At 66.8% G+C, this 10,628-nt stretch carries 11 protein-coding genes; 2 read left to right on the top strand and 9 right to left on the bottom strand.

Features of this window, described 5'->3' with window-relative positions:
* Window positions 1-49: 49 nt before the first annotated feature.
* The 3 genes from AR540_RS04210 to AR540_RS04200 are packed head-to-tail and all read right to left on the bottom strand — an operon-like array spanning window position 50 to window position 1,977.
* Window positions 50-1,036, bottom strand: a complete 987-nt coding sequence (locus AR540_RS04210) for a TauD/TfdA family dioxygenase (RefSeq protein WP_059226586.1) — start codon at window positions 1,034-1,036, stop codon at window positions 50-52.
* Window positions 1,033-1,758, bottom strand: coding sequence for a thioesterase II family protein (locus tag AR540_RS04205; protein WP_059226585.1), 726 nt, complete (start codon window positions 1,756-1,758; stop codon window positions 1,033-1,035). The genes AR540_RS04210 and AR540_RS04205 overlap by 4 nt, the downstream gene beginning before the upstream one ends.
* 3 nt (window positions 1,759-1,761) lie before the next feature.
* Entirely contained in the window at window positions 1,762-1,977 is a 216-nt protein-coding gene (locus AR540_RS04200; protein ID WP_059226584.1) for an MbtH family protein, read from the bottom strand.
* 266 nt (window positions 1,978-2,243) lie between these two features.
* On the opposite strand from AR540_RS04200, the gene AR540_RS04195 reads away from it, so the two are divergent.
* Entirely contained in the window at window positions 2,244-2,777 is a 534-nt protein-coding gene (locus AR540_RS04195) for an RNA polymerase factor sigma-70 (RefSeq protein WP_059226583.1), read from the top strand.
* 205 nt (window positions 2,778-2,982) lie between these two features.
* Here AR540_RS04195 and AR540_RS04190 read toward each other — a convergent pair whose 3' ends face one another.
* The 6 genes from AR540_RS04190 to AR540_RS04165 form a co-directional block, all read right to left on the bottom strand.
* Window positions 2,983-3,339 carry a YajD family HNH nuclease gene (locus AR540_RS04190; RefSeq protein ID WP_059226582.1) on the bottom strand — a complete coding sequence of 119 codons (357 nt, stop codon included), beginning with the start codon at window positions 3,337-3,339 and terminating at the stop codon, window positions 2,983-2,985.
* A 76-nt stretch (window positions 3,340-3,415) separates the two neighbouring features.
* Window positions 3,416-5,035 carry a bifunctional aspartate transaminase/aspartate 4-decarboxylase gene (locus tag AR540_RS04185; RefSeq protein ID WP_059226581.1) on the bottom strand — a complete coding sequence of 540 codons (1,620 nt, stop codon included), beginning with the start codon at window positions 5,033-5,035 and terminating at the stop codon, window positions 3,416-3,418.
* Window positions 5,036-5,051: 16 nt separating this feature from the next.
* On the bottom strand, window positions 5,052-6,749 hold the full coding sequence (aspT, locus tag AR540_RS04180; protein ID WP_059226580.1) for an aspartate-alanine antiporter: 1,698 nt from the start codon (window positions 6,747-6,749) through the stop codon (window positions 5,052-5,054).
* 491 nt (window positions 6,750-7,240) lie between these two features.
* The gene (locus AR540_RS04175) at window positions 7,241-7,672 is read right to left on the bottom strand and encodes a carboxymuconolactone decarboxylase family protein (protein WP_059226579.1); all 432 of its coding nucleotides are present in this window, start codon (window positions 7,670-7,672) and stop codon (window positions 7,241-7,243) included.
* A 3-nt stretch (window positions 7,673-7,675) separates the two neighbouring features.
* Entirely contained in the window at window positions 7,676-8,314 is a 639-nt protein-coding gene (locus AR540_RS04170; RefSeq protein ID WP_059226578.1) for an FMN-dependent NADH-azoreductase, read from the bottom strand.
* Entirely contained in the window at window positions 8,311-8,760 is a 450-nt protein-coding gene (locus AR540_RS04165) for a GNAT family N-acetyltransferase (protein ID WP_059226577.1), read from the bottom strand. Before AR540_RS04165 ends, AR540_RS04170 begins: the two co-directional genes overlap by 4 nt.
* Window positions 8,761-8,846: 86 nt before the next feature.
* Here AR540_RS04165 and pdxR point away from each other — a divergent pair, with 86 nt between their 5' ends.
* Window positions 8,847-10,250, top strand: coding sequence for a MocR-like pyridoxine biosynthesis transcription factor PdxR (pdxR, locus tag AR540_RS04160; RefSeq protein WP_059226576.1), 1,404 nt, complete (start codon window positions 8,847-8,849; stop codon window positions 10,248-10,250).
* Window positions 10,251-10,628 lie beyond the last annotated feature (378 nt).

The raw sequence follows: 10,628 nt of genomic DNA, 5'->3' as shown, positions 1-10,628 counted from the left end.
TGCATCGTCCTGTAGGCAGGCGAACGCAGCTCCGCGGAGAGAGCCGTGTTCAGAGGGTTTCATTGAGGTTGGAATGGCCTTCGGCCATGGCCACGATGACCTTGCGTGGCCCTTCGAACGGGGCGCGGGCATGGGCGGCCAGCATGTTGTCGAGCATCAGGACATCGCCGCTCTGCCAGGGAAAACTGACCTTTTCCTCTTCCAGTACGCCCCGTACGTCGTCCAGCAGGTCGACCTCGATGGGGCTACCGTCGCCGTAGTAGACGTTACGCGGCAGATCCTCCTCGTCGACGATCTCCAGCAGCGACTCGCGCACCTCGGGCGGCAGGTTGGAGACGTGGAACAGGTGAGCCTGGTTGAACCACACCGCCTCCCCGGTACGCGGGTGCCGGGCGGTAGCCTGGCAGCGCTGGCGCGTGCGCAACTCGCCATCGTCCTTCCACAGGCAATCGATACCGCGCGCTCGACAATAGGCTTCCACGACCTGGCGATCGGAGGTGTTGAACACCTGTTCCCAGGGCACGTCCAGGCCGTTACCGAAGTTGCGGGTGTAGAGCAGGCCGCGCGCCTCGAAGCGTTCGCGGATCGCCGTACCCATCCGCGCGTAGAGGGCGCGACTGTCGGCGATCGGCGTCTCGCCACCGCGAGCGGCCGCCACCAGGCTGTAGAACCAGATGCGCAGTGGCCACTCACGGGTATAGGCCTGCTCGTTGTGCAGGGGGATATGCTGGTGCGCCGGATACTCGGTGGAGGTGTACACCCCCTGGGTCACGTTACTGCGTGGCGTCGAGCCGAACTCGTAGTTGAGCAACGGCTGACCGAAGCCGGCGGCGAAGCTGCGAAAGCGCTCGGCCTCCCCCACGCTGAAGCCACGGAACAGCAGCCCGCCGCAACGTTCCAGGCGCTCGTCCACCAGCGGTCGCAGCAACGCCTGGGCCTCGAGCAGATCGACACCCGGCTCGCGGGCCTCGACCAGCAGGGGTAGCGCGCCCGGTACCCCGGGCAGCGTCTCGATACGGAACAGTTCGGTGTTCATGCGGGCCTCGTCTCCCCGGCCGCCGCGACGGCCGCTTGCAGGTGAGCCACGAGTGCTGCGAGTACCGCGGCCTCCTGGCTGTTGATGAAGAAGTGGTCGCCCGGGAACCAATCCAGGGTGAAGGGACCGCGGGTCTCCTGCCGCCAGGCCTGCATGACCGCTTCGCTGGCGTCATCCTCGCGGCCGGCGAAGACGTGCAACGGGCAGTCGAGGGGCGGCCGCGCCAGGGGCTGGTAATGCCCACAGAGGTGGAAGTCGGCGCGCAACACCGGCAGGGTCAGGGCCAGCAACTCGGCGTCTTCGAGCACCGCCGGATCCGTCCCGCCCAGGCTGCGCAGCCGCGCGATCAGCAGGTCGTCGGAGAGCGGCCCGCGCAGCTCGGCATCGTCACGCCGAGTCGGCGCCTCGGTGCCGGAGGCCAGTAGCGCGCACGGCATCGGCGCGCCCTGCTCGCCCAGGGCATGGGCCATCTCCAGGGCCAGCAAGGCACCGAGGCTGTGGCCGAAGAGGGCATAGGGCTGTGTGATGGCCGGCACGATCTCGCCGGCCAGCTGGCGCGCGAGGCTGCGCAGATCGGTGGCGAACGGCTCGTCGAAGCGCCGACCGCGGCCCGGCAACTCCACCGGCCGCACCTCGATCCAGGCGGGCAGGAGTCGCCGCCAGCGGGCGTAGACCATGGCGCTGGCGCCGGAATGGGGCAGGCAGAACAGGTGCAGACCCATGGCTTACTCGCCTGCCTGGGCTTCCATGGCCTGGCGCAGACTCAACGGCCGCATGTCGGTCCAGGTACGCTCGACGTAGTCCAGACATTCCTGCTTGGAGCCGCGAGCCCCGGTCTCGCGCCAGCCTGCGGGCACCGCCTTGTAGTCCGGCCACAGCGAGTACTGCTCTTCGTGGTTCACCAGCACCTTGAAGGTCGCGTCTTCTTGATCAAAGGCCATCTCAATTCTCCTCTGGATAGGGGCGTGCCACCCGCGATTCGCTCGAGGGTGTAAGCCATTGCTCAAAGGAAGACGCGTGACCGAAGAGATTAATTAGCTGCTGATCACGGGTGGGCGCGCTCAGTCAGCCGAATGCGGACCAGGCGAGCGGTGTCACCACGAACCGAACGACACGCCTATGGCAGGCAAGGTGCCGTTTGTAAAACTATTGTAAACCATTCTCATTAACATTAGATTAGAGTCCCATTTCAGCAGGAGGCCAAGCTATGTCCGTTCGCCCCGATCCTCTTCCTCAAGAAGGTTTCGAGTCCCTGCAAGAAATCTATCTGACCAATCGGCCCTCCCTGCTCAGCGTGGCCACCCGTATCACCGGCTGCCGTAGCCACGCCGAGGATGTGGTGCAGGACGCCTTTTTCCGCCTGAAACGGTCGTCCTTGTCGAACATCCGATCGCAGATCAGCTATCTCTTCCAAGTCGTCCGCAACCTCTCCATCGATCACTACCGCAAACAGACGCTGGAACACCGCTACGCCGCGCCTGAAGAAGAGGGGCTGGCGGTCGTCAATCACTACGCCACTCCTGAAGAGATCAATACCCAGCAGCAGACGCTCGAAGTGGTGGAGGAGGCCTTGGCGCAACTTCCGGAGCGGACGCGCTATGCCTTCGAGGCCTATCGGCTCCATGGCCGCCCGCAAAAGGACATCGCCCGGGACCTGGGAGTGTCCCCTACCCTGGTCAACTTCATGATTCGCGATGCCATGGTGCATTGTCGTAAGGAAGTGCTAAGGCGCGATAGCTGACTCGCCTTGAAGCGGTGACCTCGACCGGGCTACCCAGGTAACCGTCCGGCGCCCCTGGAGATCAGCACCACCGCCTGCCGGCGCGGTGCCCAGGTGCCGATGAGGCGCCAGGGCAGCTCCATGGCGCCTCGATAGACGGGTAGGCGCCATGGATTGCCCCAGTGAAGGCGGATGCCGGCCGCTGGGAGCCAGACCGCCCGCGCCCTCACTCCTTCTTCAACAACCCCGCCAGCCCCGCGAAGGGATTGTGGGTGGCCTGGGCCACCTTGGGGGTACTCAGGGAGCTGTCGCTGAAGTACTGCTGGTCGGTGTAGCGGCTGTGCTCGTTGTCGTGGCAGTACAGGCATAGCAATTCCCAGTTGGAGCCGTCCTGGGGATTGTTGTCGTGGTTGTGGTCACGATGGTGCACGGTCAGCTCGCTCAGGCGCTTGCCGGAGAATTCCCGGGCGCAGCGGCCGCAGACGTGGGGATACATCTTCAGCGCCTTGTCGCGGTAGCCGCGTTCGCGCTCGCGCTGGGTCTCGGCGAGGATGCGATCCAGCTTCGAGGTATCGGTGGCCATGCTGCGTCCTGGAGTCGTGTGGAAAGACCCAGTATAGCCCGCGCCTGGCCCGGCGGGTGATCAGGCGCGAGCCCGCTCAAGGCTTCGGCTGGGCGCCACCCTCCTCGCTCTCGAACTGGGCGAAGTATTGCTCCGCCATGGCCCGCAGCGAGCGACCGATGTTGGCGTATTCGTATTCGTTGAGGTTGGCCAGGGACACCCGGGCGGCCGGTTGCTGGGTGCCGAAGCCCTTGCCGGGCAGGAGCACGATGCCGGTCTCCTTGGCGATGCGGAACAGCAGGTCGCCGCTGCTGAACTTGGCCTTCACCCAGGTGGCGAAGGCGTCGCCATGGAGCTTGCGCGCCAGGTTTTCCAGATCCAGCAGGGTGTAGTAGTCGACGGCATTGGGGTCGCTTTCCGGGGCGACGCCCAGTTCGCGATAGAGGGCGGCTTCGCGGCGGCGCACCAGCTTCTTCAGTTCGGTCTTGTAGCCGTCGCTTTCGTCCATCAGGGCGAACAGCGCGAACAGCACCATCTGCACCTGCTGCGGGGTGGAGAGCCCGGCGGTGTGGTTGAGGGCCACGGTGCGGCTGTCGGCGACGAGGCGGTCGAGGAACTTGAGGCTGCGCACGTCCGGCAGCAGGCTGCCGTAGCGGCGGTCGAGAGAAGCCTTGGTCTCCTCGGGCAGTTCGGCCAGGGCCTGGTCGAAGATGCTGTCCTGGTGCGCCCCTATCACCCCCAGCCGCCAGCCCGTGGCACCGAAGTACTTGGAGAGGGAATACACCAGCAGGGTGTTGCGCGGGCAGGTGGCGAACAGCGAGCGGAAGTCGTCGGCGAAGGTACCGTAGACATCGTCGGTGAGAATGAAAAGGTCCGGACGCGCCTCGGCGACGAGACGGGCAACGGTGGCCAGGCTGCGGTCGTCCATCTTCACCGAGGCCGGGTTGCTGGGGTTGATGCAGAAGAAGATCTTGATCGCCGGATCGCGCAACTTGTCGAGTTCGGCCTCGGGGTACTGCCAGTTGGCCTGGGGATCGGCGTGGATGTGCACCTGCTCCAGACCGAATTCCTCCAGCTCCGGGATCTCGATGTAGGGGGTGAAGGCCGGCATGCCGATGGCCACCTTGTCGCCGCGCCTGACCAGGCCGTTCTGCTGCAGCGAGTGGAAGATGTAGGTCATGGCCGCCGTGCCGCCTTCCACGGCGAAGAGATCGACGGAACCCGCGGGGACGTAGCCACCGATCATCTCCTTGACGATGTAGTGACTGACCACCTGCTCGGAGATCCTCAGCATGCGCGGCGGCACCGGGTAGTTGACGCCGAGGATGCCTTCCACCATCTCGTGGAGAAAGGCCGAGGCCGAGAGTCCCAGCTGGTCGCGCACGTAGCTCAGGCTCTTGGCCAGGAACAGCACCCCGGGCTGGTCGCGGTGCTCGGCGGTGTAGCGCTCGAAGCGTGCCTCGATGCCATCGATCTGCGGTAGCCCGCCGACCCCATGGGGCATGTAGGAATAGGACAGCTCGGCCTCGCTGGTGGCGAACAGGCCGAGGCGGAAGAAGGCCCGCCGCGGCAGGGTCGCCAGGAAGTTGGGATTGCCACGCCCGGCATTGAGCATCAGGCGGTTCTCGCTGCCGGAGGCGAGCTTGATCAGTTCGTCCTTGAGCTCGAAGGGACTCAGCTTGGCGTATTGGGCGTAATCGTCTTGGGCTTCGCTCATGTCTTGCCTCTTTCGGTTAGGCGAAGGCCACCACCAGTGGCCCGAGCAGGGTGAGGAACACGTTGGCCAGGGCGTAGGTGACCGCGAAGGGCACCGTGGGGATGGAGTTGCCGGCCTTGTCCAGTACCTCGCCGAAGGCTGGATTGGCACTGCGGGCACCGGCGACGGCCCCGGCGAACAGCGCCAGGTTGTCGTAACGCAGGAGGTAGCGGCCGACCAGGATGGTGATGACGATGGGCACCACGCAAACCACTACCCCGATCAGGAAGATGGAGAGGCCCTGGGTGGCGATGGTCTCCACCGCCTGGCGTCCGGATTGCAAGCCCACCACCGCCACGAAGCCGGCCAGGCCGAGGTCGCGCAACAGCGTCGAGGCCGGCAACGGCAGGTTGCCCCGGGTCAGGTGGCGACTGCGATACCAGCCGAACACCAGCCCGGCGATCAGCGCCCCGCCGCCGCTGCCCAAGGTCAGGGGGATGGCGCCCAGGCGGATCACGATCAGACCGATGAGCAGGCCCACCGCCAGGCCGAAGCCATGAAAGACGAAGTCGGTCTTGTCGCTGGGCACGACGAGGGAGCCGACCTGCTGGGCGACGCGCTGGATGTCGTCGGGAGTGCCGTAGAGGGTGACCAGGTCGCCCGCCTCGATGACGGTGTCCGGTTCCAGGGCCAGCGGTCGCCCGGCGCGTTTCACGCCCACCACGTAGACGCCATGGCGCAGGGCCCGATTGGCCGCCTGGCGGATCTCGGCCACGCGGCGGCCGATGAAGGTGGGGTTGTCGAGGCTGACGTCGCGTTGCACCACCACCACGTCCATGTCGGGCGAGGATTGCAGCTCGGCGCCCAGCCGCGCGGCGATGGCCACCACCCCGGCGCGGCGCCCTACCACCAGCACCACGTCGCCGGCTTCCAGCACGGTCGTCGGGCTGACCCCGATCAAGGCGCCGTCGCGCTTGATGCGCTCGATGGTCAGGCTCGCCTGGGAATCGCCCTGGCCGCCCACCTCCAGTTGCTCTACGGTCTGGCCGGCGGCCTGGTCGATGCGATAGAGACGGCCCACCAGCGGCGGGATGGCCGGCAATTCCCCCGGTCCGTAGACCTTGGCGCCGGCCAGCAACTCGGCCTCGGCCCTAGTGGCATCGTCGCGGATGCTGCGCTTCATGAACCAGGGCAGCACATTGACGCAGAGGATGATGGCGCCGAAGGAGCCGAAGATGTAGGTCACGGCGTAGCCCACGGCGACATTGCCCTGCAGCACCTGGATCTGTTCCAACGGCAGGTCGAGCTTGGCGATGGCCGCGCTGGCGGTGCCGATGATGGCCGACTGGGTCATGGAGCCAGCGGCGATTCCGGCGGCGATGCCCTTGTCGAGACCGAACAGCCGGGCGCAGGCGATGATGGTCAGCAGGCCGCTGAGCGCCATCACCGCGGCCAGGACGATCTCGCGCAGGGACTGACGCCCCAGGGAGCGAAAGAATTGCGGCCCGCTCTCGAAGCCCACGGCATAGATGAACAGCGCGAAGAGCACTGACTTGATGCCGTTGTCGATGCTGATGCCGACCTGGCTGAGGACCACCGCCACCAGCAGCGAACCGGCGACCCCGCCGAGCTGGAACTTGCCGAACTGGATGCTGCCGATCCAGTAGCCGAGGGCCAGGGAGAGGAACAGCGCCAGTTCCGGGGCCTGGTTCAAGATCTGGTGGACGTATTCCATGGGGCTACCTTCGACCGGGGTCCGCAAGCGGAAGAAGGTGAAGCGGGTATCTGGCCTGACACCTGAGCTGCCGGGAGAACCACGTTCCACCTGGTACGCTGCCTGTGCCCTGCAGGATTTTCCTGACCACGAGGGCGGCCTGCTGGAAATGGTCATGTCATAAGAAGACATAACTCAACAGGGCCCAAGGAACCTAAGCACAGCATTCCAGAGCTGTCAAAAGCGCGACCGTGGCGAATTCGGACTGGGAAAAGAAGGTTTTCAAGGGTGAATTCTGGGCACTAGGGGCACCTCTCGATAGCGGTCGATAGGAGCTCGAGCACCCGCCGTGACTCGGGTTGCGCTGGATCGAGGCAAGCCGTCGCGGCGGCGCCCCTGCCTGCTCGAACAGCCCGGTACCTAGCCGGTCCGCTCGTCGGGTTCCACGTCGGGATGCCCGAGAGCGGCAATGGCGGGCTCGCGGTCCTGGCTATCGGGGGCAATAGCCAGCCCTAGAGCTTCATCCCCACCGCCAGGCGGTTGAAGGCATTCATCAGCGCCACCACCATCGTCAGGTCGGAGATCTCGGCGTCGCTGAAGTGGGCCTTGAGGGGCTCATAGAGAGCGTCAGGCGCCCCCTTGTCACTGACGTGCGTGAGGGTCTCGGCCCACTCCAGGGCGGCGCGTTCGCGGGCATCGAACAGCTCGCTGATCCGCCAGCCGGCCAGGCGGTCGAGCTTGGCCTGGGCGATGCCCTGCTCGCGCAGGGTCTGGGCGTGCTTGCCGAGGCAGAAGGCGCAGCCGTTGATCTGGGAAATGCGCAGGTAGACCAGCTCCACCAGCGGCAGGCCGAGCGAACTGTCAGCCAGGGCCTGGCTGGTGGCCACCAGGCCCTGGTAGGCAGCGGGAGACAGGGTGGAAAACGGCAGGCGTAGCAGACTCATGATTCACTCCGGGAGGGTCGTGGGGGAAGGATCGAGATGCCGGAAGGGCACCTCCTGGGAAAGCTGCAGGCGCGCGCGGGCCAGGGTGTCGGAAACCCTGTGGGGATCGCCGACCAGGCCTTCGAGATAGCAGAAGTGCAGGTCGAACAGCCCCAGGGTGCCCAGGGCATGGCGCAGGTAGGAGGTGAAGAAGTCTGGCTGACGTGCCTCCGGACCGCGGTGGCGGCCACCCGAGCCGACAAGCAGATAGACCGGGCGATCGGCCAGCAGGCCGACCTTGCCCTCGGCGGTGGCGGCGAAGGTGCGGCCGATGCGCAACACGTAGTCCAGCCACAGCTTGAGCGCCGCCGGCAGGGTGAAGTTGTGCAGCGGTGCGTTGATCAGCAGCAACTCGCTGGCCTCAAGCTCGGCGATGAGGGCTTCCGACAGAGCGAACACCGGTGCCTCAGATGGCGTGCGCCGGGTCAGGGCAGCGGCGTAGTCGGCGCTGAGCGGCGGCAGGGGCTCGGTGGCGAGATCGCGTTCCAGCACCTGAACGCCGGGGTGGCCGTGGCGCAAGGCCCCGAGCAACTCGCCGGCCAGGCGATACCCGTGGGAACTGACCGGGCGCGGACTGGCGTTGAGGGAGAGGACGGTCTTCATGCCCGCCCCTCCCCGGTCAGCCGTTCGGCGAAATGCAGGCCACGGGCGAGCAAACCTTGGCGGAAGTAGAAGCGCTGGGCCAGGGGCATGTGCAAGCCGGTGTCCAGGATGAGGTGCGCGCAGCCACGCTGTACGGCCTCGACGCGCACGGCGGCGAGCAGTTGCGCGCCCAGCCCTCCGCGCTGGCACCCTGGCTGGACCACCAGGTCGTCGACATAGACGAAGCGGCCGTACAGCAGGTTTTCCAGTTCGCGATAGCCGGCCAGGCCGACCAGCTCGCCTGCGACGCAGGCGGCCAGCAACCGATAGCCCTGGGCGGCCTGGCGCTGGAGCTGATGCTGATACGCCTGGGCGTCGACGAGCTGTGGGCGCAACTCGCGCATCAGCGTAAAGCTGGCCGGACACAGGGGCGAATCCGGTTCCACGTGGTGGAAGGTCAGGGCCATGGGGCAGGTCTCCATTCAAGATGGCGCCACTCTAGCCGGCGCATGCCCTAGGCTATAGGGCCAAGAAAGCGACAAACGACTAGGCCATGACCCTCTCCGCCGCCCTCGACAAGCGTCTCGCCCTGCCCCTCTACCGGCAGCTGTACCAGCGCTTCCGCGACGCCCTGGACGAAGGCCGGCTGCGTCCCGGCGACCGGGTACCGGCGGTGCGCGCCCTGGCGGCGGAACTCAATGTGGCCCGAGGGACGGTGGAGGCGGCCTACCAGCAATTGATCGCCGAAGGCTTTCTGGTGCCCCGCGGGCCAGCGGGAACCATCGTCTCGCCGCAATGGAGCCGAGCCGCTCCGCCCGCTGCCGCGACCGCGCTGCCCGCCCCGGCCATCGCGCTGACCCACACCGGCGGCGCCCCCCTACCACTGCAGCTGGGCCTACCGGCCCTGGACGCCTTTCCACGCAAGCTCTGGACCCGCCTGGCCGCCCGTGAGCTGCGCGGCGCCGGCGTAGACGGCCTGGTCTATCCGGACGCCTGCGGCCACGCTGGCCTGCGGGCGGCCATCGCCACCTACCTGGGGCTGTCCCGCGGGATCACCTGCAGCCCGGAACAGGTGTTCGTCTGCGCCGGTTACCGCGCCTGCCTGGACCTGGTGGTCCAGACCCTGCTGGCGCCTGGCGATGCCTGCTGGTTCGAGGAACCGGGCTACTTCATCGCCCGTCAGGCGCTGCAGGCCGCACGCCTTGAACTGGTGCCGGTATCGGTGGACAACCGGGGGCTGGACGTCGCTGCCGGCCTCGCCCAGGCACCCCATGCCCGCTGCGCCCTGGTCACCCCGAGCCACCAGAGTCCGTTGGGCGTCTCCCTCGCCTTGCCCCGGCGGCTGGCGCTGCTGGACTGGGCGCGCCAAGCCGATGCCTGGGTCATCGAGGACGACTACGACAGCGAATTCCGCTACCTGGGCAAACCGCTACCGGCGCTCAAGAGCCTGGATGACGGCGGCAGGGTGCTCTACACCGGCACCTTCAGCAAGGTGCTGTTTCCCGCCCTGCGCCTGGCCTATCTGGTGGTACCTCCCCGGCTGGTGGACAGCTTCGCCGCCAGCGCGGACCGCCGGCACAACCATGTCCCGCCGCTGTGGCAGGCCACTGTGGCGAGCTTCCTGGCGGAAGGCCACTTCGCCCGTCATCTGAATCGGATGCGCACGCTCTATCGGCAACGCCGCCAGTGGTTGGCCGAGGCCCTCAGCAGCAGCCTCGGCGAGCGTGTAGGAATCGACCTCCAGGCCGGCGGCCTGCACCTGCTGGCCCGCCTGGAGGATGGCGAAGACCAGGCCTGGGCGGCCGCGGCCCAGGCCAAGGGGCTGGCGGTCCAGGCGCTGTCACGCTGGTATCTGGCCGCGCCGCAACGCCAGGGACTGCTGCTGGGCTTCACCAACGTCACCCAGGCCGACGAGGCGTTGGTCCTGGCCCAACGCCTGGCCCAGCTGCGGGTCTGAGCCGTCCCGCGGCGGTGCCTCTGTGGTGGAAAGCGCCTTACCATTCAGCCAGCCTGGACAACCATCCATCGCCAACCGCTCTGGAACGCCCGTTTCGCACTCTCGTACGGATCCAGCGTCGGGCTTGGCTTTCGCCTTTCGCGAAGGCTTCACTTGCCGCCACGCGCGACGAAAGCGCGCACTGTGTCACAGAAAACTTTTTCCAGAGCGCTCCCTCCAAAAACGGGTCCTGCGGCTCTGGCAAGCACCTGCTGGCCGGGCACGCCTCTCCTTTCAACGCACGGTCCAGACACCGACCAGGCCGCGTACGCCACGCCTGGGCGCCGCTGCCTGCCAGAACCGTCCGCATCGTCGTACCGCCACCGCGCGAGGATTCCC

Origin of the sequence: Pseudomonas sp. EpS/L25 (assembly GCF_001512295.1) — a bacterium.
Taxonomy (GTDB): Bacteria; Pseudomonadota; Gammaproteobacteria; order Pseudomonadales; family Pseudomonadaceae; genus Chryseomonas.
Note: the sequence above shows the minus strand (reverse complement) of the source record. Positions and strands in the feature narration are given on the sequence as shown.